We start from the raw sequence: 23751 nt of genomic DNA, 5'->3' as shown, positions 1-23751 counted from the left end.
TGCGGGGAGTGCTACTATCGCTGCCCAGTTTCATGCGTATTTATCCTAATTGATCGGCAACGCGTTCTTTTCAGACCCGGACTGCGGGGCGAGGCTGATATACTCAACGCGTTATTTATTGCATAAAAGTTCAAAACTTGAACAGCTCAGGAGAATTTGAATGGCTGCCCTAAATTCGAAAGTCAGAAAGGCCGTCATCCCGGTAGCGGGATTGGGGACCAGGATGTTACCAGCAACTAAGGCGATTCCTAAAGAGATGCTGCCTCTGGTTGATAAGCCATTAATCCAGTATGTCGTAAATGAATGTATCGCAGCCGGCATCACTGAAATTGTGCTGGTTACGCATTCATCAAAAAACTCTATCGAAAACCATTTCGATACAAGCTTTGAACTTGAAGCCATGCTGGAAAAGCGTGTTAAGCGTCAGCTGTTAGAAGAAGTTCAGTCTATTTGCCCGCCACACGTTACCATTATGCAGGTTCGCCAGGGCCTGGCTAAAGGTCTGGGCCACGCTGTTATGTGTGCGCATCCTGTTGTGGGTGATGAGCCTGTCGCGGTAATTCTGCCAGACGTTATTCTGGACGAATACGAATCCGATCTTTCTCAGGATAACCTGGCTGAGATGATCAAACGTTTCGACGAAACAGGCAGCAGCCAGATTATGGTTGAGCCTGTTGAAGACGTGACGGCGTACGGTGTGGTTGACTGCAAAGGCGTTAACCTTGAGCCGGGCGAAAGCGTGCCAATGGTAGGCGTCGTAGAGAAGCCTAAAGCCGACGTAGCGCCTTCAAACCTGGCCGTCGTAGGACGCTACGTTCTGAGCGCGGAAATCTGGCCTCTGCTGGCGAAAACGCCTCCAGGAGCGGGTGATGAGATCCAGCTGACGGATGCCATCGATATGCTGATCGAGAAAGAGACCGTTGAGGCTTACCATATGAAAGGTAAGAGCCACGACTGCGGTAATAAGCTCGGTTATATGCAGGCGTTTGTTGAATATGGTATTCGCCACAATACCCTTGGCGAAGAATTTAAAACCTGGCTCAAAGAGAGCGCTGGTTTTAAGAAATAAGCCAGGGCTGCAAATGTTCGAAACCGGTGAGGCGTTGCCCACCGGTTTTTTTATGCCCAAAACACCCTGGAATCAGCGTGGTTGTAAGCGTTGTGAAATAGCCGAATAACACGTTATGACAGAGTGTAAGGGGATGTTTGCGACAAATTTTGGTTAAAAAAAATCCCGCATTACGCGGGATTTTTCTGAATGTGGCGTGATTAATCCTTGATCAGGAAATCATCCAGCTGTTTACCTTGCTCATCCATGGCTTTCTTGATAACAGCAGGAGTACGACCCTGACCAGTCCAGGTTTTAGTTTCGCCGTTCTCGTCAACGTAGCTATATTTAGCAGGACGAGCAGCACGCTTGGCTTTGGTACCGGTTTTAGCGGCAGCCATGCTGTTCAGCAATTCATTTGGATCGATACCATCAGCAATCAGCATTTCACGATATTGCTGCAGTTTACGAGTACGCTCTTCGATTTCAGCAGCAGCAGCGCTTTCTTCTTCGCGACGTTCATTAACTACAACTTCTAATTTTTCCAGCATTTCTTCAAGCGTTTCGAGGGTGCATTCTCTTGCCTGCGCACGAAGAGTACGGATGTTGTTCAGAATTTTAAGTGCTTCGCTCATTGTAGTAATCTCAAACTTATAATGGGGGGTGGTTTGTTGACCTAATAATAGAGCCATAAATTCAGATGTGCAATAGCCAGGAATGTAAGGAATTCAAAAAATACTAAATAATGTCACTATTATTAATTACGCTAACTTAAATTTCATCACCCGACTGTCTCGCCTGTTATCACGTAAACCTGCTTAACCCGGTCGATTGCATCTTTTTTTTGTGACATTTACCGCAGGAATTATAGTTGCGGCGGATAAATATCAGCCTTTTGTATTAGTTCCCATCCGTGATGTTAAGACTGAAATAGTTAATAAATGGTGAATTTTAATGAACGGTGATTCCACTATAAAAAGAAGTGTTATGTTTGGCTGAACATATAACATATTGACCTGGCTGAATGCGTTTACTTCATGTTTTAACGGATTATTTTCGTAAACAGAAGGCGCTGAGCTCCGCGCTGAACCGCTTCCTCTGTGCGCTGTATCGCTGATGACCTGACAAAATATGGTACAATGACTCATCGGGAATATTACACATTGATTGGGGTTTTTACGGCCAATGGCACAACTTTATTTCTACTATTCGGCGATGAATGCCGGTAAATCCACCGCGTTGCTGCAATCCTCGTACAATTACCAGGAGCGCGGGATGCGTAGCGTTGTTTATACGGCGGAAATTGACGATCGCTTTGGCGCAGGGAAGGTGAGCTCCAGAATAGGGCTCTCGTCGCCTGCCAGGCTGTTTAACCCGAAAACCGATCTGTTTGAAGACATTCGCACAGAACATGCTGCTCAGCCCATTCACTGCGTCCTGGTAGATGAGAGCCAGTTTCTGACGCGTGAACAGGTTCACGCCCTTTCTGAAGTGGTTGATGAGCTCGATATCCCGGTGCTTTGTTACGGACTGCGCACGGATTTCCGCGGTGAGCTCTTTGCCGGGAGTCAGTATTTGCTTGCCTGGTCGGATAAACTCGTCGAACTGAAAACGATCTGCTTCTGCGGTCGCAAAGCCAGTATGGTGCTTCGTCTCGACCAGGCCGGAAAACCTTATGCAGATGGTGAGCAGGTGGTGATAGGCGGTAATGAACGCTACGTATCGGTATGTCGTAAGCATTATAAAGAAGCGCTGTCTGTAGGCTCGCTGACGGCGATCCAGCACGACAACAGGAAATAAGGTCAGCCTATTATTCAGACATAAAAAAACCCGCCATAAAGGCGGGTTTTTCATTTGCTGTCAGTTAAGCGCTTTTCTTCGCTTTCTTGTCAGCTTTGATGACAGGAACTTCTGTTTTCACAGCGGCAACGTCATTTTCTTTGAACTCACGACCGTAGAAGGTATCCAGCAGAATCTGTTTCAGCTCGGAGATCAGTGGGTAGCGCGGGTTAGCACCAGTACACTGGTCATCGAATGCATCTTCAGACAGCTTGTCTACGTGAGCGAGGAAGTCAGCTTCCTGAACGCCCGCTTCACGGATAGATTTAGGAATACCCAGTTCAGCTTTCAGGCTTTCCAGCCATGCCAGCAGTTTCTCAATCTTCGCAGCAGTACGGTCGCCCGGTGCGCTCAGACCAAGGTGGTCTGCGATTTCAGCGTAACGACGACGTGCTTGAGGACGGTCGTACTGGCTGAAAGCAGTCTGCTTGGTTGGGTTGTCGTTAGCGTTATAACGGATAACGTTGCTGATCAACAGGGCGTTCGCCAGACCGTGTGGAATGTGGAACTGAGAACCCAGCTTATGCGCCATAGAGTGGCAAACACCCAGGAAGGCGTTCGCAAACGCGATACCAGCGATGGTTGCTGCACTGTGAACGCGTTCACGTGCTACAGGGTTTTTAGACCCTTCGTTATAGGACGCTGGCAGGTTTTCTTTCAGCAGTTTCAGAGCCTGCAGAGCCTGACCGTCAGAGAACTCAGACGCCAGTACAGAAACGTAGGCTTCCAGGGCGTGAGTTACCGCATCCAGACCACCGAACGCACACAGTGACTTCGGCATTTCCATGACCAGGTTCGCATCAACAATAGCCATGTCTGGGGTCAGTGCATAGTCAGCCAGTGGGTATTTCTGACCTGTTGCATCGTCTGTTACAACCGCGAATGGTGTCACTTCTGAACCGGTACCGGAAGTCGTGGTTACCGCGATCATCTTCGCTTTTACGCCCATTTTCGGGAACTTGTAGATACGTTTACGGATGTCCATAAAGCGCAGCGCCAGTTCTTCGAAGTGGGTTTCAGGATGCTCGTACATGACCCACATGATTTTCGCGGCGTCCATTGGGGAACCACCACCCAGTGCGATAATCACATCTGGTTTGAAGGAGTTAGCCAGCTCAGCACCTTTACGCACAACGCTCAGGGTAGGGTCAGCTTCAACTTCAAAGAACACTTCAGTCTCAACGCCAGACGCTTTCAGCACAGAGGTGATCTGGTCAGCGTAGCCGTTGTTGAACAGGAAACGGTCAGTCACGATGAGCGCACGTTTGTGGCCATCAGTAATCACTTCATCCAGCGCGATTGGCAGTGAGCCACGGCGGAAGTAGATAGATTTCGGAAGTTTGTGCCACAACATGTTTTCAGCTCGCTTAGCAACGGTTTTCTTGTTGATCAGGTGTTTTGGACCAACGTTTTCAGAGATGGAGTTACCACCCCAGGAACCACAACCCAGAGTCAGGGAAGGTGCGAGTTTAAAGTTGTACAGGTCACCGATACCACCCTGAGAAGCAGGGGTGTTAATCAGGATACGTGCAGTTTTCATCATCTGACCGAAGTGAGCAACACGTTCTGGCTGGTTATCCTGGTCGGTGTACAGACAAGACGTGTGACCGATACCGCCCATGGCAACCAGCTTCTCGGCTTTCTCTACCGCGTCTTCGAAATCTTTCGCACGGTACATTGCAAGCGTTGGAGACAGTTTTTCGTGTGCAAACGGCTCGCTTTCGTCGACAACTTTCACTTCACCGATCAGGATTTTGGTTGTTGCCGGAACGGTAAAGCCTGCGAGTTCAGCAATTTTGTACGCTGGCTGACCCACGATGGCGGCGTTCAGCGCGCCATTTTTCAGGATGATGTCCTGAACCGCTTTCAGCTCTTTGCCCTGCAGCAGGTAGCCGCCGTGGCTGGCGAAACGTTCGCGAACAGCATCGTACACGGAATCAACAACAACAACAGACTGTTCAGATGCACAGATCACGCCGTTATCGAAGGTTTTAGACATCAGTACAGACGCAACGGCACGTTTGATGTCAGCGGTTTCGTCGATAACAACTGGGGTGTTACCGGCACCAACACCGATGGCCGGTTTACCGGAGCTGTATGCGGCTTTAACCATGCCAGGACCACCGGTCGCCAGGATCAGGTTAATGTCCGGATGATGCATCAGGGCATTGGACAGCTCAACGGAAGGTTGGTCGATCCAGCCAATCAGATCTTTTGGTGCGCCAGCAGCGATCGCCGCCTGCAGGACAATATCCGCAGCTTTGTTAGTCGCGTCTTTCGCACGTGGGTGTGGAGAGAAGATGATTGCGTTACGGGTCTTCAGGCTAATCAGTGATTTGAAGATAGCAGTAGACGTTGGGTTGGTAGTCGGAACAATACCGCAGATGATGCCGATAGGTTCAGCGATGGTGATGGTACCGAAGGTGTCGTCTTCGGACAGCACGCCACAGGTTTTCTCATCTTTATAGGCGTTGTAGATATACTCGGAAGCAAAGTGGTTTTTGATCACTTTATCTTCCACGATACCCATGCCGGATTCGGCAACGGCCATTTTAGCGAGAGGGATTCGAGCATCTGCAGCAGCCAGTGCGGCCGCGCGGAAGATTTTATCAACCTGTTCTTGGGTGAAATTGGCATATTCACGCTGGGCTTTTTTAACGCGCTCGACGAGTGCGTTCAGTTCAGCGATATTAGTAACAGCCATAATGCTCTCCTGATAATGTTTAAACTCTTTTAGTAAACCAGCGCTCGATACGTCACACAGTATAGACAGAGCCGATACGACTTGCGTAACACAAAGTAAAACAAAGAGTTACTTTCTGCGTCAGCACACTAATTTACTAAAAGAGCCTTACCTTAGCATCATCCCTTTTTGTCAGGCGATCTCCCTGGGGGCGTAACCAAGATTACTCACTTCTGAGTACGGAAATCATGATCTGCGTCAATTTTCCCCCAAGCTGATACCTTTCAGCAGGGTTATTTCGTTGAGATTTTTCCAGTGTTAAATAATTACGTAAGTATTGGAAGCGCCGCTATCATTGATTATACATATGTTTAACATCCTGAAATGATAACGTTTTGGCACAGATTTCGAGTGAAGTGTGCTAATAAAAAGGGTATCTTCAGCGCGATTTCTCATGACAAGTTGTCAGTCCCGGGCATGTGTATAAGCGGAGCAAAACGTGATCCAAACGCTCTTTGATTTTCCAACGTATTTTAAATTTTTTATTGGTTTGTTTGCCCTGGTCAACCCGGTGGGGATCATTCCTGTCTTCATTAGTATGACGAGTTACCAGACGGCGGCGGCCAGGAATAAGACCAACCTCACCGCTAACCTGTCAGTGGCTATCATATTGCTCACCTCCCTTTTTCTGGGTGACGCCATTCTCCAGCTCTTCGGGATTTCGATCGACTCTTTCCGCATTGCGGGTGGGATACTGGTCGTGACCATCGCCATGTCCATGATCAGCGGTAAGCTGGGCGAGGATAAACAGAACAAGCAGGAGAAGTCAGAAACCGCCATTCGCGAAAGTATTGGCGTGGTGCCGCTGGCCTTACCGCTCATGGCCGGCCCCGGTGCCATCAGTTCAACTATTGTCTGGGGCACGCGTTACCATAGCCTGATGCACCTGATTGGTTTTTCCGTCGCCATTGCGCTTTTCGCGCTCTGCTGTTGGGGCGTATTCCGCATGGCACCCTGGCTGGTGCGCCTGTTGGGGCAGACGGGCATTAACGTCATAACCCGTATCATGGGCCTGCTGTTGATGGCGTTAGGGATTGAATTCATCGTGACGGGTATTAAAAGCATTTTCCCCGGTTTGCTGCACTGATATTTCGTATGAAAGAACGGAGCGACGGCTCCGTTTTTTTTACGTCATTATCAGTAAATCCTATAACTAAAGTTGAAATGCTCACATATCATAATAAATTCTACTAATAATGTTCATTGCTTGTATTTCAACAAGTTATTAATTCCCCTAAAACCCGCCTGCGCAGAAAACCTGCGATCGCTCTGTTATTTTACTCACATGATACTCTGGGGCTTGCTGAGAGATAACCGAAATGATATTAGTAATTTCAACATTCCCCTAGATGAATGTGCTAAATAATAACCAGTTGTTAAATTTTTGTACAAAATCACTCGATGATAGCGCAGCGACGCGCTTGTAGAGAAAAATTTCTCTATCTTGTTGAATGCCATGCTTTTTTATAGGTATTCGATGTCCGGCAGGGCGGCCCTCAACGATGCGGTACTCACCGTAAAAGAGAATTGCTTAACAAATTTGCAAAATGTATTGGCGCGCGTTTACGCCATTTGATACTTTCCGGCCTAATATTTTGCAGCATAAAACAAGCAGATGAGAATTATTTTCATATGGTTCTCTTCTCAGATATCCAGCACAGGTCTCAAACAGGGGAGGCCTGTAAAGAATCGACGCAAGACGGCCATACGAGCGGTCAGTAATAAAAAAGTCGGTGATAGCAAGCAGTAAAAGAAGAACCTGACAGCAGCAAAAAAAACTCCTGCGCTGTACAGGCCCCAACAGGGGATTACACAGCTGGCGAAGGCCAGTCATTATAATGAGTGGAGTACCAACACAATGTCCATCATCACAAAAAAAAATCTGGTAGCGGCGGGGATTTTAACTGCGCTAATCACGGGCAACGCTGCAATGGCTGCGGACGTTCCTGCAGGTGTTCAACTGGCTGAGAAACAGACGCTGGTGCGTAACAACGGTGCGGAAGTTCAGTCTCTTGACCCGCACAAAATTGAAGGTGTTCCTGAGTCTAACGTTAACCGCGACCTGTTCGAAGGCCTGCTGGTGACAGACGTAGACGGCCACCCGGCGCCGGGTGTTGCAGAAAAATGGGAAAACAAAGATTTCAAAGTCTGGACCTTCCATCTGCGTAAAGATGCGAAATGGTCCGACGGTACACCGGTCACAGCCGAAGATTTCGTTTATAGCTGGCAGCGTCTGGCGAACCCAAACACCGCCTCTCCGTATGCGAGCTACCTGCAATATGGCCACATCGCCAATATTGATGACATCATCGCGGGCAAAAAGCCGATTACCGACCTGGGCGTAAAAGCGATCGATGCCAATACCTTTGAAGTGACGTTGAGCGAACCTGTTCCGTACTTCTATAAGCTGCTGGTTCACCCGTCCGTCTCCCCGGTACCAAAATCCGCCGTGGAAAAATTTGGTGAGAAATGGACGCAGCCTGCCAATATCGTAACCAACGGTGCCTATAAGCTGAAAGACTGGGTGGTCAACGAACGTATGGTGCTTGACCGTAACCCGCAGTATTGGGATAACGCGAAAACCGTCATTGACCAGGTGACCTACCTGCCAATCTCTTCCGAAGTGACTGACGTTAACCGCTACCGCAGCGGTGAAATCGACATGACCTATAACAACATGCCGATTGAACTGTTCCAGAAACTGAAAAAAGAGATCCCTAAAGAAGTTCACGTCGATCCGTACCTGTGCACCTACTACTACGAAATCAACAACCAGAAAGCGCCGTTCACCGACGTACGTGTCCGTACCGCGCTGAAGCTGGCACTGGATCGCGATATCATCGTGAACAAAGTGAAAAACCAGGGCGACCTGCCGGCGTACAGCTATACCCCTCCATACACCGATGGCGCAAAACTGACCGAGCCAGACTGGTTCAAACAGACTCAGGAACAGCGTAACGCCGAAGCGAAGAAACTGCTGGCCGAAGCGGGCTACACCGCAGATAAGCCGCTGACCTTCAGCCTGCTGTACAACACCTCCGATCTGCACAAAAAACTGGCTATCGCCGTCGCCTCGATCTGGAAAAAGAACCTGGGCGCGAACGTGAAGCTGGAGAACCAGGAGTGGAAAACCTTCCTCGACAGCCGTCATCAGGGCACCTTTGATGTGGCACGTGCTGGCTGGTGTGCGGACTATAACGAACCGACCTCCTTCCTGAACACCATGCTGAGCGACAGCTCGAACAACACCGCTCACTATAAGAGCCCGGCGTTCGACAAGCTGATTGGCGACACGCTGAAAACCACTGACGAAGCACAGCGTAAAGAACTGTACTCTCAAGCCGAGCAGCAGCTGGATAAAGATTCCGCGATCGTTCCGGTTTACTACTACGTTAACGCCCGTCTGGTGAAACCGTGGGTAGGTGGGTATACCGGCAAAGACCCGATGGATAATATCTACGTTAAAAACTTGTATATTATCAAGCATTAATGGCAATGAGTGGGGCGGGCGTGCTCGCCCCACGGTGTCTAACCAACGTCACATAATATAGGCACACGCCAGAAGGTACGGGCAATGTTGAAATTTATCCTACGTCGCTGTCTTGAAGCGATTCCAACGCTATTTATTCTCATCACGATTTCCTTCTTCATGATGCGCCTTGCGCCGGGAAGTCCATTTACCGGTGAGCGTACGCTGCCGCCTGAAGTCATGGCGAATATCGAAGCGAAATACCACTTGAACGATCCTATCTCGACCCAGTACTTCAATTACCTGAAGCAGCTGGCCCACGGCGATTTTGGACCGTCATTTAAATATAAAGACTATTCCGTTAACGACCTGGTCGCGTCCAGCTTCCCGGTTTCGGCTAAGTTGGGTGCTGCGGCATTTATTCTGGCCATCGTTTTCGGCGTCACCGCAGGCGTTATCGCCGCGCTCAGACAAAATACCAAATGGGATTATGCCGTAATGGGGGTGGCAATGACCGGGGTAGTGATACCCAGCTTCGTTGTCGCGCCATTACTGGTGATGATATTTGCCATCACGCTGAAGTGGCTGCCTGGCGGCGGCTGGAACGGCGGGGCATTGAAGTTCATGATTTTGCCGATGGTGGCATTATCTCTGGCGTACATCGCCAGTATCGCGCGTATCACCCGTGGTTCAATGATCGAAGTGCTGCACTCGAACTTCATTCGTACCGCGCGCGCTAAAGGGCTGCCGATGCGTCGGATTATCTTCCGCCACGCTCTCAAACCGGCGCTGTTGCCCGTGCTCTCCTACATGGGACCGGCATTCGTCGGGATCATCACCGGCTCTATGGTTATCGAAACAATCTACGGTCTGCCTGGCATTGGTCAGCTGTTCGTTAACGGCGCGCTCAACCGCGACTATTCGCTGGTACTGAGCCTGACGATTCTCGTCGGTGCGCTGACCATTCTCTTTAACGCTATCGTCGATGTGCTGTATGCCGTCATCGACCCGAAAATTCGTTACTAACGCTGGAGCACGCCATGATGTTGAGTAAGAAAAACAGCGAGGCGCTGGAAAACTTCAGTGAAAAACTGGAAGTAGAAGGTCGTAGCCTCTGGCAGGACGCGCGCCGTCGCTTTATGCACAACCGTGCAGCGGTTGCCAGTCTGGTTGTTCTGGTGATCATCGCGCTGTTTGTGACCCTGGCGCCGATGCTGTCGCAATTTACCTATTTCGACACCGACTGGGGCATGATGTCCAGCGCGCCGGATATGGAATCTGGCCACTATTTCGGCACGGACTCCTCGGGACGCGACCTGCTGGTGCGTGTCGCTATCGGTGGCCGTATCTCGCTGATGGTCGGTATTGCTGCCGCGCTGGTGGCGGTGATCGTGGGGACGCTTTACGGCTCACTTTCCGGCTATCTTGGCGGCAAAATAGACTCGGTAATGATGCGTCTGCTGGAAATCCTGAACTCCTTCCCGTTTATGTTCTTCGTCATCCTGCTGGTGACCTTCTTCGGCCAGAACATCCTGCTGATCTTCGTGGCCATCGGGATGGTGTCCTGGCTGGATATGGCGCGTATCGTTCGCGGCCAGACGCTGAGCCTCAAACGCAAAGAGTTTATCGAAGCCGCGCAGGTAGGCGGTGTATCTACCGGGAATATCGTGGTTCGCCATATTGTTCCTAACGTGCTGGGCGTGGTGGTGGTCTATGCCTCACTGCTGGTGCCAAGCATGATCCTGTTTGAATCTTTCCTGAGCTTCCTGGGTCTGGGTACACAAGAGCCACTGAGCAGCTGGGGCGCGCTGCTGAGCGATGGCGCAAACTCGATGGAAGTTTCACCGTGGCTGCTGCTTTATCCGGCGGGTTTCCTGGTCGTCACCCTGTTTTGTTTTAACTTTATCGGCGATGGCCTGCGTGATGCCCTCGACCCGAAAGACCGTTAAGGAGCGCCGTCATGACAATTATTGAAACGGCCACTGCGCCACAGGTGCAACAGCAGAACAATCTCCTGCTGGATGTGAAAGACCTCCGCGTGACCTTTAAAACGCCGGACGGGGATGTTACCGCCGTCAACGATCTCAACTTTAACCTGCGTGCGGGTGAAACGCTGGGGATCGTGGGTGAGTCCGGTTCCGGAAAATCCCAGACTGCCTTTGCGCTGATGGGCCTGCTGGCCTCTAACGGCGTGATTGGGGGATCTGCTAAATTCAACGGCCGTGAAATCCTCAACCTGCCGGAACACGAGCTGAACAAGCTGCGTGCTGAACAGATCTCGATGATTTTCCAGGATCCTATGACCTCGCTGAATCCGTATATGCGCGTAGGCGAGCAGCTGATGGAAGTCCTGATGCTGCACAAAGGCCTGGGCAAAGCGGAAGCCTTTGAAGAGTCGGTCAAAATGCTGGATGCGGTGAAAATGCCGGAAGCACGCAAGCGTATGCGCATGTTCCCGCACGAGTTTTCTGGCGGTATGCGTCAGCGCGTGATGATTGCGATGGCGCTGCTGTGCCGGCCAAAGCTGCTGATCGCCGATGAGCCTACCACCGCGTTGGACGTTACCGTTCAGGCGCAAATCATGACCCTGTTGAACGAGCTGAAGCGTGAGTTCAACACGGCGATTATCATGATCACCCACGACCTGGGCGTGGTGGCGGGCATCTGTGACAAAGTGCTGGTGATGTACGCCGGTCGTACCATGGAATACGGCAAAGCGCGCGATGTCTTCTATCAGCCTGCGCACCCGTACTCGATTGGTCTGCTGAATGCGGTGCCGCGTCTTGATGCGGAAGGGGAATCCCTCCTCACCATTCCGGGCAACCCGCCAAACCTGCTGCGTCTGCCGAAAGGCTGTCCGTTCCAGCCGCGCTGCCCGCACGCGATGGAAATCTGCAACAGCGCTCCGCCGCTGGAAGAGTTTGCACCAGGCCGTCTGCGCGCCTGCTTTAAGCCGCAGGAGGAGCTGGTATGAACGCATTAGATGAAAAACGCAACGTGCTGCTCGAAATCGCTGACCTTAAAGTGCATTTCGATATCAAAGACGGCAAACAGTGGTTCTGGCAGCCGCCTAAGACCCTGAAAGCGGTGGATGGCGTCACGCTGCGCCTGTACGAAGGGGAAACCCTGGGCGTGGTGGGAGAGTCCGGCTGCGGTAAATCGACCTTTGCGCGAGCCATTATCGGCCTGGTAAAGGCTACCGACGGAAAAGTGGCCTGGCTGGGTAAAGATCTGCTGGGCATGAAACCCGACGAGTGGCGCGAGGTGCGCAGCGATATCCAGATGATTTTCCAGGATCCGCTGGCGTCACTTAACCCGCGTATGACCATCGGCGAGATTATTGCCGAGCCGCTGCGGACCTATCATCCGAAGATGTCTCGTCAGGAAGTGCGCGATCGCGTTAAGGCGATGATGATGAAAGTCGGCCTGCTGCCTAACCTCATCAACCGCTATCCGCATGAATTCTCCGGCGGTCAGTGCCAGCGTATTGGTATTGCCCGTGCGCTGATCCTCGAACCGAAACTGATTATCTGCGATGAGCCGGTTTCCGCGCTGGACGTGTCCATTCAGGCCCAGGTGGTTAACCTGCTGCAGAAGCTGCAGCGCGAAATGGGGCTGTCGCTGATCTTCATCGCGCATGATCTGGCCGTGGTGAAACACATCTCTGACCGCGTGCTGGTGATGTACCTGGGTCATGCCGTGGAGCTGGGCACCTATGACGAGGTGTACCACAATCCATTGCACCCTTACACCAGAGCGCTGATGTCCGCGGTGCCGATCCCCGATCCCGACCTGGAGAAAAATAAAACCATCCAGCTTCTGGAAGGGGAATTACCCTCACCGATTAACCCGCCGTCGGGCTGCGTCTTCCGCACGCGCTGCCCAATGGCCGGGCCGGAATGTGCGAAAACGCGACCGGTTCTCGAAGGTAGTTTCCGACATGCGGTTTCCTGCCTGAAAGTAGACCCGTTATAATCGCAAGGGCTGACATGATGTCAGCCCTTATTTTTTGCGAGGTCACTGTGTCGCGTTTATTCACGTCAGCCCGTCGGCGGCTATATCATTTTTTATTCGATCCTGAAACGGTATCCGGACGACGCTTCGAAGGTCTTTGCGGTTTATTTGCGCTCCTCAGCGTGGTTGTCATCTTTATAGAATCAGGTGCCGGGACGCAATACCATCTGACGTTTGACGAATGGCATATCTTTGTCTGGCTCGAGCTGGCGATTACCCTGGTCTTCACCGCTGAATATCTCCTCAGAGTAATCGCCTGGCCCAACCCGGCCAGATATGTTTTCAGCTTCTGGGGATTTATCGATTTAGCCACCATCCTGCCGCTCTATGTGATGTGGCTTTGGCCGGAGATCAGCCTGAGCTATGTCTTTGCCTGGCGGGCGATGCGCGTGATTCGGGTATTACGTATTCTGAAATTACTGCGTTTTATGCCGTCATTACGCGTGTTCTGGAGTGCCATCGTCAGCGCGCGTCATCAGCTTATTCTGTTCTATTCGTTTATTGCCATCGTCATGATCGTTTTTGGCGCGCTGATGTATTTAATAGAAGGGCCGAAGTATGGCTTTACGACGCTCAATGCGTCCGTCTACTGGGCCATCGTGACCGTCACCACCGTGGGTTACGGTGATATCACGCCCCATACGCCACTGGGTCGCATTGTGGCATCAGTGCTGATTTTGATTGGCTATTCGGTGATTGCGATCCCGACGGGATTGATTACCACGCACATGAGCAGTGCCTTTCAGAGCCGCAAGCAGCAGCGCAAATGTCCTCATTGCCAGCAGGGCGAACATGAACACAGCGCGCGGTTTTGTTACCGCTGCGGCAGTGAATTGCCGGAGTAAATAAAAAAGGCTGCAATCGCAGCCTTTTTTATTATTCGCGCCAGAGTATATGGCACAGCTTGTGGTCTTTCTCACGACACAGCAGAACGCGCGCGAAGATATCGTTAATTTCGCCGCCGTCTTCATCGGCTAGCCCAATCACCACTTCGGCAAAGAAGTCAGGATTCAGGTCGAAATCCACATGCTCAGCCCAGTCTTCTGAAGGGTCGAACAATTCAGCGCCGCCGCGCTCTTCGAACTGCAGATTAAAGAGGATCACGTCTGCGGGATCGAGGTTATCAACCGCCAGTTCGAGAAAAATGTCATAGGCCTGCTCGAGCGTTTCGTCTTCGGTCAGGCGATTGTTCAGATCCATTTCCATGATGACTACCTGTTTAACATCGTTGGGCACGTTTTACAGCAACGGACTAAAGAAGTAAAACAGTCGTTCGGCAATTCTCTGCCACAGCGGACGTTTTACCCACAGTCTGGCATCCAGCAGCCGCGAGCGGGAGATATAATCATCCTGCACCGCGGCAAGATCGCCGCCAAAGCCGGCATCATCAATGACCAGCGTAATTTCAAAGTTTAGCCACAGGCTGCGCATATCCAGGTTGACCGTTCCCACCAGGCTCAGTTCACCGTCGACGAGAACGCTCTTGGTGTGGAGTAATCCGCCTTCAAACTGGTAAATTTTCACCCCGGCGGCCAGCAGTTCACTAAAGAATGCCCGGCTGGCCCAGCCTACCAGTAGGGAGTCATTTTTGCGCGGCAAAATGATGCTCACATCGACACCGCGCTGCGCGGCGGTACAGATCGCGTGCAGGAGGTCGTCGCTGGGGACAAAGTAGGGCGTCGTCATGATCAGGTATTCACGCGCCGAGTAGGTTGCCGTCAGCAGCGCCTGATGGATTAAGTCCTCCGGGAAGCCCGGCCCGGAAGCAATGGTATGAATGGTATGACCGCTGGCCTCTTCAAACGGCATAATGTTGCCGTCCGGCGGCGGCGGCAGGATACGCTTGCCGGTTTCAATCTCCCAGTCGCAGGAATAAACGATGCCCATCGAGGTGGCAATCGGCCCCTCCATTCGCGCCATCAAATCGACCCATTGACCTACGCCCGAGTCCTGCTTAAAGAAGCGCGGGTCAACCATGTTCATACTGCCGGTGTAGGCAATATAGTTATCGATCATGATCATTTTGCGATGCTGGCGAAGATCCATCCGGCGCAGAAACACGCGCAGGAGATTCACCTTTAACGCCTCAACCACCTCGATCCCGGCATTGCGCATCATGCCTGCCCAGGGGCTACGGAAAAATGCCACACTACCCGCCGAGTCAAGCATCAGGCGGCAATGAACCCCGCGCCGCGCGGCGGCCATCAGCGATTCAGCGACCTGGTCAGCCATCCCGCCGGGCTGCCAGATATAAAAAACCATCTCGATATTATGACGCGCCAGTTGAATATCACGGATTAACGCCTGCATGACGTCATCGGATGAGGTCAGCAGTTGCAGCTGGTTACCCTTCACACCGCCAATCCCCTGGCGGCGCTCGCACAGCTTAAACAGTGAGGAGGCGACGCTGCTGTTCTCCTCAGCAAAGATATGTTTGCAGGCTTTAAGGTCGTTCAGCCACTTTGCGGTTGAGGGCCACATGGCACGGGCCCGCTCGGCTCGGCGTTTACCCAGATGTAGTTCGCCGAAAGAGAGATAGGCAATAATTCCCACCAGCGGGAGGATATAAATGATCAGAAGCCAGGCCATGGCAGAGGGTACGGCTCTGCGCTTCATCAGGATGCGCAATGTCACACCCGCGATTAACAGCCAGTATCCCAAAATGACCAGCCAACTCACCACGGTGTAGAAGGTTGTCATAGGTAAAAAAATCCTTTTGAAAGCGTATTGTTATGAGTGTACGCATCAGGATTCATCTGGCAAATAAAAACGCCAGGTAAAAGCGCTGGTTTGCTGCCGGGTTGGGTTTATAATGGCCTTTCTTTTAGAGATAAAGTGTTAGTGAAAGAGTTGTAGACATGAAGCGCAGTAGAACAGAAGTAGGGCGCTGGCGCATGTTGCGACAGATGAGTCGTCGCAAGGCTCGTTGGCTGGAAGCACAATCCCGCCGCAATATGCGTATTCACGCCATCAGAAAATGTGGAATGACCCGGCACCGCAACGCGTTGCTGTTCGCAGTCCAGGATATCTGAAACCATGAGGGCACCGTAATGGTGCCCGCTGATTTTATAGCGTCTGATTTTTTGGGAATAGCGTATTTGCAGCGTTGTTCCTGCTGTGTTTAGCAAAAGGAGGGAGAAGTGTTTGCGGAGTTTGGCGTATTGAATTTCTGGACGTATGTTGTTGGTGCGTTTTTTATTGTGCTGGTGCCAGGGCCGAATACTCTGTTTGTGCTCAAAACCGGGATTGGTCACGGCGTTAAAAAAGGGTATCTCGCCGCGACAGGCGTATTTATCGGTGATGCGGTACTGATGTTTCTGGCCTGGGCGGGCGTCGCGGCATTAATCCAGACCACGCCGGTACTGTTTAATATCGTGCGTTATCTTGGGGCCTTCTACCTGCTCTGGCTGGGGGGCAAAATGCTCTGGTCGGTGGTGAACCGTCAAAAAAATGCCCATGAGAGCGGCCCTGAACCGGCCAGCATGATCATGAAACGTTCGCTGGTATTAAGCCTGACCAACCCCAAAGCGATTCTGTTCTACGTATCGTTCTTCGTTCAGTTCATTGACGTGAATGCACAGAGTACCGGTACTTCTTTCCTGATCCTCGCCACAACGCTGGAGTTAATAAGCTTCATGTACATGAGCTTCCTGATCTTCTCCGGCGCGTTTGTCACACGTTACCTGAAAACCAAAAAGAAACTGGCAAAGCTGGGGAACGGTTTGATAGGGCTGCTGTTTGTTGGATTTGCGGCGAGGTTGGCGTCGCTGCATTGATGGTTTGAAAGGCTCCTGAGGGAGCCTTTTTAAATGATTAGAACAAATTACCTACAGTCGTTGAAAATGGTACATAATTCGTTCAGGTTATAATTTTCTTTGTTTATAAACACATCTAATGGGATTTCAGGTTTCCCTAAAATAAATTTAGTATCACTTTTAGTATAAATGCCTATTATTTGCTGTCTGGGGGCCAAATGAGTAGCCGCATCAGATCGCAATAATTCATTAATTGATGGTCTGGTTTCATAAGGGATACAAAAAATAGACTCATTCGAAGCAATGATGAGAGGCGAATTGTCTTTATCAATCAAATCTTTTGTTGTGTTAGTATCAACAGGAACATTATTGCATGTGTTAAAATTGGCTAAGAGTTTTAGCTTTTTATTTTCTCCTTCCAGCTTATAAAAGTTCACTCCATATGGCATGGTTTGCTCCTGGATATTATCATTAATTCCTGTCTGGACATTAAGTGGTCCAGACGAAATGCCGATAAGTTTCTCAGTAAACAAAGGAGATACAACGTTGATTTCTCTGCGATTGAAAAGACCTGTTTCATTTATTTGGTACTGTACAGTACTATTACGAGTTAACTCATAACCACATAAGCCTTTTTTACTGTTGGATGTTATTGAACAATCATTTATATAAAAAAGAATATTATCTTCGGAAGTTACTTTTTGCGCGTTTAAGGCAAAGGCTTCAAAATAAATGTTTTTGATATTTTTATTCTTGTCAGCGGAACCGAAGAGAGGCCATTTATATTCTTGTTGACCAATTGTAAGTGTGCCATCTTTGAATGAGAATTTGTCATTCAGGGAAGGGTAATTCCATAGTGAAGACGAAAAACCTAGATAATCGCTGATATTTTTAGATTTTTCCCATGATTGCAATATCTGGCTTTTCTCATTGCGAAGTAAACTGTGACCAAATCCAAAATCAGGTTTATCAGCCGAAGAGATATCAAGTATAGTCGGCCAGACATCCAATAATGTTCCTGGTTTGGCGATTTTAGCGGGTTTAATACCTTTTTTAATAACAATAAAGTTGTTTCTACGCTTGTCCTGAATGCTGTCAAGTTCTTTACTGGCTGCGTTAGCCATCATCAAATGGTCTGAAACAAGAACAATCATTGTATTGTCAAAATGGTCTGAATTAATGATTTTTTTTATAAATGTACCAACAAGATAATCAGAGCAACTCGCTGATTTAAGCATCGGATTATTAATGGTAGCATTAATATGCCCATCACAGGCAGATAAATAGGTACCTGCTGGCGGGTGAGTGTTGACGGTTAAGAAAGAGAGGAGGAAATTACTTTTTGTGGCTGATAATTTCTCAAATTCATTATATACATGGTCAATGAGCGAATCATCATGAACACCCCATCCACTAATTTTATTTTCACCGACAACATGATGATTAAGTAAATATTGTTTATCATGTTGATAAAGCCAGCCATGTTGAGAAAAAAACTTATCCCCTCCAGCAAATTCTTTATCACTGCCACGTATAAATTCAGTAGTGTACCCGCTGTTTTTCAAATACGTTGCAATACAGTCGGCTCCAGCCAGGAAATGAGACATATTATTCGCTGAATTCCCCTGCGGGAGAACTAATGGGACAGCACATTGCGTATTGACCATTCCTGCCATTGTCCATCCCATACCAGGAATTTGCTGTATGTCCGTAAATTCAAGATATTGATCTGCAAGCCCACTAATGTTTGGAATATAATTAATACCATCAATGTTTCTCAGTGAACGCTCAAGGCTCTCAGCATATATAAAGACATAGTTGTACTTGCTTTTCATGTCGTAATCAATGCTATTATATTGCTTAGCCACGTTCATCCCATTCCCATAGGATAAATTTTGAAGAGAGTAATATATGTTTTGGGTGGCGTTCGATTTAAAAATAAAAAGTGAAAGAAATAAGGCGTATAATAAAGTAAATAATGGGGTGTTGCGGCGCGGTAGTTTGCTTCGGAATTTGAATGAAATAATTAATATTGCTATTGATATCGAAATAAATATACTGGCCGCAAAAATCTTAGGCAATATATCATCAATGGATGTTCCATGAATATTGCTTTTCAGGTGATAGTAAACTGCATCATTTACACCATTCCCGGTAAACATATCGGATATAAACCAAAAAGCAAATGTAAACAATGCAATAACTACAATTATTGATTTAATTCTGATAAATGCAGAATTAGAAAAACAAATGGCCAGCAATAATACTAAGAAGATATAATCCATAACGCAACTTTCTAAGTAAAAGAGATGGGGGGATTATATCTTTTTTCATTCAAAAAGGTAGTAGGGCAATGCAAAGTTAGTTTGCCGCCCTACATTTATACTACTGATTTAAAACACTTTCTTATACGGTCGAACCGTCACTTTCGCATACACACCTGCTGCAACATACGGATCTGCGTCAGCCCATGCCTGAGCGGTTTCCTGAGATTCAAACTCAGCAATCACGGTGGAACCGGCAAAACCGGCGGCGCCCGGATCGTTGCTGTCTACTGCAGGCATTGGGCCGGCGGTCAGTAAACGGCCTTCATCCTGGAGCAGCTGCAAGCGTGCCAGATGCGCAGGGCGCACGGCCTGGCGTTTTTCGAGCGAATCAGCAACATCTTCAGAGTAAATCACGTAAAACACGGCGAAGCTCCTTAACCGGTAAAAGTGTCAGTTACGTTATGTGAAAGGGCAAACGACTGCAATGTAAAATAAAAACAATGTTAATATCCTGACCTGAATGCGCCTTTTTTGGCCTCTCATGCGCTAAAGTTGCGTCAGAACAAAGTGTCTTATTGAATATGATTGCTATTTGCATTTAAAATCAGTGTTCGGTTTTTTAACGTTGATGATTATGACTTCGATGACCCTTGATTTACCTCGCCGCTTTCCCTGGCCGACGCTGCTTTCTGTCGTGATTCACGGTGCTGTTGTTGCGGGTTTGCTGTATACCTCGGTTCATCAGGTTATTGAAATGCCCGCGCCCGCGCAGCCGATTTCGGTGACGATGGTCTCGCCAGCGGATCTCGAACCGCCGCAGGTTGCCCCTCCGCCGCCACAGCCGGTGGCGGAACCAGAGCCAGAGCCCGAGCCTGTTCCGGCGCCACCGAAGGAAGCGCCGGTTGTGATCCACAAGCCTGAACCGAAGCCAAAACCTAAGCCGAAGCCAAAGCCGGTGAAGAAGGTCGAGGAGCGTCCAAAACGCGAAGAACGTCCGGTTGAACCGCGCGCGACCCAGACGGTCGAGAATGCGGCGCCTTCGCGTCCGGTGATGAATAACACCGCAACAGCGCCTAAGCCGACAGTCAGTGCCCCGGCGGGTCCGCGCGCGCTGAGTCGCAACCAGCCTCAGTATCCGGCGCGAGCGCAGGCCTTACGTATTGAAGGCCGCGTACGGGTAAAATTTGACGTCACTGCGGATGGCCGCGTGGATAACGTGGAAATCTTGTCCGCTCAGCCTTCTAATATGTTTGAGCGCGAAGTGAAATCGGCGATGCGCAGATGGCGCTATGAAGCCGGAAAACCGGGCAGCGGACTGATTGTGAACATTGTTTTCCGCCTGAACGGCGGGGCGCAGATGGAATAAAAAAAGCCTCCTGATGGAGGCTTTTTTTTGCCTGTCGATCAGGCCTGCGGAAGTTGGCGAGGTTTACCCTCGCTATCTACGGCGACATAAATAAACAGCGCTTCGGTGGCCTTATAACGCTGCCCAATAGGTTCAGAAGAGACTTTCTTAACCCATACTTCGATGTTGATTGAAATAGAGGTGTTGCCGCGTTTGACGCAGCGCGCGTAGCAGCAAACTACATCTCCCACCGCAACCGGGCGAAGGAAGGTCATGCCGTCCACTCGCACAGTCACCACGCGCCCGTGGGCAATCTCTTTTGCCAGAATTGCGCCGCCCATATCCATCTGCGACATCAGCCAGCCGCCAAAAATATCGCCATTGGCATTGGTGTCAGCGGGCATTGCCAGTGTGCGTAAAACCAGTTCGCCCTGCGGGGCGTTATTTGTTGTCATTGTTTTAACTCGTAACGGAAGACTTCAGGCGGGATGCTACTATGATTTCACAGCGGAGAGAATAGACCAGAACGCCTGTCGTTGACGTTCTGGTCAGTCGTTAATCAGTGCTTGTCGTCCTGCGGCATGTGGCGATAGATGTATACGCCGCTTAACAGCGTGAAGATAAGCGTCAGCGCGGTCAGGCCGAAGACCTTGAAGTTGACCCAGATATTCTGCGGCAGCCAGAAGGCGATATAGATATTGGCAAGACCACAGAGAATAAAGAAGACTGCCCAGGCGATATTCAGACGGGACCAGACTTCCTGAGGCAGCGTCAGCTCTTTGCCCAGCATGCGCTGGATCAGCGGCTTTTTCATGACCCACTGGCTGATTAACAATGCGCCCGCAAACAACGCGTAAATAACGGTCACTTTCCACTTAATAAATTCATCGTTGTGGAAGAACAGCGTAAGCCCGCCGAACACGGCGACCAGGACGAACGTTATCAGCGCCATTTTTTCGACTTTACGATAGCGAACCCAGCTGTAGATCAGTACAACAGCGGTCGCAACGATCAGCGCAGTGGTCGCGGCATAAATGTCATACAGCTTATAAAAAGCAAAAAAGACCACGAGCGGTAAAAAATCAAGAAACTGCTTCATTCTGTGATTCCATCTTCTGAGCGGGGCGGGAGGCTGCGATGCCCCCGCCTCAGGATTACTGACGAATTAACATATACAGGCGGAACAGATAGACCAGCAGTACCGCTGAAATCAGGTTGCTAAGCGTATTCGCCACTACCGCGCCAACATTTGGCGTTAATACCGCAAAATTCGGTGCAAACAACAGCAGGAGCGTTTTGGCGAGCAGCCAGCCGATCACGGCGGGAGCCACCAGACGCATATTAGCCCATGCCAGCCTGATGCTGCTGCGCATCGCGGTAAAAATCCCCATCTTATCCTGCACGACCATCACGGGCGCGAATGAGAGCACGATAGCCAGTAATACGCCCGGCACCACGACCAGCATAATTCCCATTTGCACCAGCAGGGTGGTTAAAAAGATCAGGATAAACAGCTTAGGTAAGACTGGCGCACTGGCACCAATCGCCCGTAAGGCGCTGACCCGGTGACCTGCCGATACTAGCTGAATCATCAGCAAAACGCCGCCCGCCAGAACCGCATTACCAATCAGGCCTGAGAACGTGGATGCGGCAGACGCCCGCAGCAGAATTTGCTGCTGTTCAGGGGTCATGTTTTGCACCAGTTCAAATAGTCCCACGCTTCCGGCAAGGTGGTCGCCCTGGCTCAGGCTGGCAATCTGTTCATCACTCGGTGAGAAGGCATGGCCCAGCACCACCGTGATAAAGGCACATAGCAACGCGATCAGTAAAAAGGTTATGAACTGATTGCGGAAAAAGTTTCCCGTGTCACGGTAGACAGACTTCGCCGTGATAGACATGCACTCTCCTTGAGTATTGCAGGTGTTAATTAGCCGGCAATTGTACACCGGATGCGCCTGCTGTGGCAGCATCAAGGCTTGTATGGAAAAGCATATCTTTGTAAAGCGGCGGTAATCCAACGCGCGCCCGGGCGCGATTGCAGGCTTCGTTGACCTGCCCATCTTCCCCCGACATGGCAAATTCCCGGCACGGGCTGGGCCGATCCTCATAGATGGAACACCGGGTAGAGACCCCGGGCTCACCCTGTAGCGCCATACAGCGGACCTGCTTTTGGTTAGTGCCGCTCATGCAGCGCAGAAAAGGCGTTAGCGGCTCTGTGAGATGAACCGGAACGGTACCGCCGCCATCGCTGGCTTCGGCCCAGTAGAAAGAGACTCGAAAATACGTACAACAGGCTCCGCACGTCATGCACGGGTTGATATCACTCATGGCACACCTGCTAAAGAAGAACGCATCAAATCAACTTGTAAGAGCGATAAATTATCCAGCCGCCAGAGGAAGAGCAAGAGGGGGAAAAGGGAAAATTTTGTAACTGTGAAATGCCAAAAATTGACATGGGAACAACTTATCGCTTTTGGATGCGTAACAAAAAATTAATCCAGATCAATGAATGTTAAGTTACTGGTTTTAATGTGATCTGTAGCAGATCACTTATTACTCATTTGTGAGTATATTCTCACCCGCGATTAAAACCACAACGATGGAGCGGATATGAAAAAATTAGCGGTGGCAGCCCTTGTATTAAGCAGTCTCTCTGGCGGCGCGTATGCGCATGAAGCAGGCGAATTCTTTATTCGTGCCGGTTCGGCTACGGTTCGCCCAACTGAAGGATCGGATAACGTGCTGGGTATGGGCGGTTTTAACGTCAGTAATAACACCCAGTTAGGGTTAACGTTCACCTATATGGCGACGGAAAACGTTGGTGTTGAGCTTCTGGCTGCAACGCCGTTCCGTCATCGCGTGGGTCTGGGCGCAACCGGTGATATCGCTACGGTTCACCATTTACCGCCAACGCTGATGGCGCAATGGTATTTTGGCGATGCCAGCAGCAAGGTGCGCCCTTATATTGGCGCCGGTGTGAACTACACCACCTTCTTTGACGAGAAGTTTAACGATACCGGTAAAGAGGCCGGTCTGACGGACCTCAGCCTAAAAGATTCATGGGGTATGGCGGGGCAGGTCGGTCTGGATTATCTGATTAACCGCGACTGGCTGATCAACGCCTCGGTCTGGTACATGGATATTGATACGGACGTACGCTTCAAGGCGGGCGGTCAGCAGCAGAGTATCAATACTCGCCTGGATCCGTGGGTGTTTATGTTCTCTGCGGGTTATCGTTTCTGATCCGCCGTCAAACTGGCCACAGGGTGGC

The 23751-nt window shown here is 50.1% G+C and carries 23 protein-coding genes; 13 read left to right on the top strand and 10 right to left on the bottom strand.

Annotated features, from left to right (window positions below; genetic code table 11):
• Positions 1–160: 160 nt before the first annotated feature.
• Positions 161–1069, top strand: a complete 909-nt coding sequence (gene galU / locus AC2TE5_RS12970) for a UTP--glucose-1-phosphate uridylyltransferase GalU (protein WP_121424025.1) — start codon at positions 161–163, stop codon at positions 1067–1069.
• 200 nt (positions 1070–1269) lie between these two features.
• Here the strand turns inward: galU and hns are convergent, their stop codons facing one another.
• Complete coding sequence (hns, locus tag AC2TE5_RS12965) at positions 1270–1683, bottom strand: histone-like nucleoid-structuring protein H-NS (protein ID WP_008502781.1); 414 nt, start codon at positions 1681–1683, stop codon at positions 1270–1272.
• A gap of 550 nt (positions 1684–2233) precedes the next feature.
• On the opposite strand from hns, the gene tdk reads away from it, so the two are divergent.
• Positions 2234–2848, top strand: a complete 615-nt coding sequence (gene tdk, locus AC2TE5_RS12960; RefSeq protein ID WP_213327792.1) for a thymidine kinase — start codon at positions 2234–2236, stop codon at positions 2846–2848.
• Between the two features lie 64 nt (positions 2849–2912).
• Here the strand turns inward: tdk and adhE are convergent, their stop codons facing one another.
• Positions 2913–5591, bottom strand: a complete 2679-nt coding sequence (gene adhE / locus AC2TE5_RS12955) for a bifunctional acetaldehyde-CoA/alcohol dehydrogenase (protein WP_213327791.1) — start codon at positions 5589–5591, stop codon at positions 2913–2915.
• Between the two features lie 478 nt (positions 5592–6069).
• Here adhE and AC2TE5_RS12950 point away from each other — a divergent pair, with 478 nt between their 5' ends.
• The 7 genes from AC2TE5_RS12950 to AC2TE5_RS12920 all read left to right on the top strand — a co-directional run bounded on the left by AC2TE5_RS12950 (position 6070) and on the right by AC2TE5_RS12920 (position 13958).
• Positions 6070–6717: a YchE family NAAT transporter gene (locus AC2TE5_RS12950; protein ID WP_023312098.1), complete on the top strand. Its 648-nt coding sequence runs from the start codon at positions 6070–6072 to the stop codon at positions 6715–6717.
• Positions 6718–7488: 771 nt separating this feature from the next.
• Positions 7489–9120, top strand: a complete 1632-nt coding sequence (oppA, locus tag AC2TE5_RS12945; protein ID WP_484611768.1) for an oligopeptide ABC transporter substrate-binding protein OppA — start codon at positions 7489–7491, stop codon at positions 9118–9120.
• An 84-nt stretch (positions 9121–9204) separates the two neighbouring features.
• Positions 9205–10125, top strand: coding sequence for an oligopeptide ABC transporter permease OppB (gene oppB / locus AC2TE5_RS12940; RefSeq protein ID WP_008502786.1), 921 nt, complete (start codon positions 9205–9207; stop codon positions 10123–10125).
• Positions 10126–10139: 14 nt separating this feature from the next.
• Positions 10140–11048 (top strand): oligopeptide ABC transporter permease OppC, encoded by a 909-nt coding sequence (gene oppC / locus AC2TE5_RS12935; RefSeq protein ID WP_023312096.1) that lies wholly within the window; start codon positions 10140–10142, stop codon positions 11046–11048.
• A gap of 11 nt (positions 11049–11059) precedes the next feature.
• Positions 11060–12073 (top strand): ABC transporter ATP-binding protein, encoded by a 1014-nt coding sequence (oppD, locus tag AC2TE5_RS12930; protein WP_029741727.1) that lies wholly within the window; start codon positions 11060–11062, stop codon positions 12071–12073.
• Positions 12070–13074: a murein tripeptide/oligopeptide ABC transporter ATP-binding protein OppF gene (oppF, locus tag AC2TE5_RS12925; RefSeq protein ID WP_023312094.1), complete on the top strand. Its 1005-nt coding sequence runs from the start codon at positions 12070–12072 to the stop codon at positions 13072–13074. The genes oppD and oppF overlap by 4 nt, the downstream gene beginning before the upstream one ends.
• Before the next feature lie 14 nt (positions 13075–13088).
• The gene (locus tag AC2TE5_RS12920) at positions 13089–13958 is read left to right on the top strand and encodes an ion transporter (protein ID WP_183078901.1); all 870 of its coding nucleotides are present in this window, start codon (positions 13089–13091) and stop codon (positions 13956–13958) included.
• Between the two features lie 31 nt (positions 13959–13989).
• On the opposite strand, the gene AC2TE5_RS12915 is transcribed toward AC2TE5_RS12920, so the two are convergent.
• The gene (locus AC2TE5_RS12915; RefSeq protein WP_006810881.1) at positions 13990–14319 is read right to left on the bottom strand and encodes an HI1450 family dsDNA-mimic protein; all 330 of its coding nucleotides are present in this window, start codon (positions 14317–14319) and stop codon (positions 13990–13992) included.
• A 33-nt stretch (positions 14320–14352) separates the two neighbouring features.
• Positions 14353–15813, bottom strand: a complete 1461-nt coding sequence (cls, locus tag AC2TE5_RS12910; RefSeq protein WP_193940684.1) for a cardiolipin synthase — start codon at positions 15811–15813, stop codon at positions 14353–14355.
• A 158-nt stretch (positions 15814–15971) separates the two neighbouring features.
• Here cls and AC2TE5_RS12905 point away from each other — a divergent pair, with 158 nt between their 5' ends.
• Positions 15972–16145, top strand: a complete 174-nt coding sequence (locus AC2TE5_RS12905) for a YciY family protein (RefSeq protein ID WP_484611767.1) — start codon at positions 15972–15974, stop codon at positions 16143–16145.
• Positions 16146–16253: 108 nt separating this feature from the next.
• A complete protein-coding gene (gene leuE / locus AC2TE5_RS12900) occupies positions 16254–16889 on the top strand; it encodes a leucine efflux protein LeuE (protein WP_023312092.1) in 636 nt (211 codons plus the stop codon).
• A gap of 47 nt (positions 16890–16936) precedes the next feature.
• Here the strand turns inward: leuE and AC2TE5_RS12895 are convergent, their stop codons facing one another.
• Positions 16937–19153 carry a phosphoglycerol transferase I gene (locus AC2TE5_RS12895; protein WP_484611766.1) on the bottom strand — a complete coding sequence of 739 codons (2217 nt, stop codon included), beginning with the start codon at positions 19151–19153 and terminating at the stop codon, positions 16937–16939.
• Between the two features lie 108 nt (positions 19154–19261).
• Positions 19262–19558 (bottom strand): YciI family protein, encoded by a 297-nt coding sequence (locus tag AC2TE5_RS12890; protein ID WP_032656697.1) that lies wholly within the window; start codon positions 19556–19558, stop codon positions 19262–19264.
• Between the two features lie 220 nt (positions 19559–19778).
• On the opposite strand from AC2TE5_RS12890, the gene tonB reads away from it, so the two are divergent.
• Positions 19779–20501, top strand: coding sequence for a TonB system transport protein TonB (gene tonB / locus AC2TE5_RS12885; protein ID WP_193940732.1), 723 nt, complete (start codon positions 19779–19781; stop codon positions 20499–20501).
• A 38-nt stretch (positions 20502–20539) separates the two neighbouring features.
• Here the strand turns inward: tonB and yciA are convergent, their stop codons facing one another.
• The 4 genes from yciA to AC2TE5_RS12865 form a co-directional block, all read right to left on the bottom strand.
• Positions 20540–20935, bottom strand: coding sequence for an acyl-CoA thioester hydrolase YciA (gene yciA, locus AC2TE5_RS12880; protein ID WP_023335966.1), 396 nt, complete (start codon positions 20933–20935; stop codon positions 20540–20542).
• Positions 20936–21039: 104 nt separating this feature from the next.
• Complete coding sequence (locus AC2TE5_RS12875) at positions 21040–21579, bottom strand: septation protein A (protein WP_023312088.1); 540 nt, start codon at positions 21577–21579, stop codon at positions 21040–21042.
• Between the two features lie 55 nt (positions 21580–21634).
• Positions 21635–22378 (bottom strand): YciC family protein, encoded by a 744-nt coding sequence (locus AC2TE5_RS12870; protein WP_094934670.1) that lies wholly within the window; start codon positions 22376–22378, stop codon positions 21635–21637.
• Between the two features lie 25 nt (positions 22379–22403).
• The gene (locus tag AC2TE5_RS12865) at positions 22404–22808 is read right to left on the bottom strand and encodes a YkgJ family cysteine cluster protein (protein ID WP_484611765.1); all 405 of its coding nucleotides are present in this window, start codon (positions 22806–22808) and stop codon (positions 22404–22406) included.
• Positions 22809–23090: 282 nt separating this feature from the next.
• On the opposite strand from AC2TE5_RS12865, the gene ompW reads away from it, so the two are divergent.
• Complete coding sequence (gene ompW, locus AC2TE5_RS12860) at positions 23091–23723, top strand: outer membrane protein OmpW (RefSeq protein WP_023312086.1); 633 nt, start codon at positions 23091–23093, stop codon at positions 23721–23723.
• The last annotated feature ends 28 nt before the right edge of the window (positions 23724–23751 follow it).

It is taken from the genome of Enterobacter sp. N5-15, from assembly GCF_057221635.1.
Note: the sequence above shows the minus strand (reverse complement) of the source record. Positions and strands in the feature narration are given on the sequence as shown.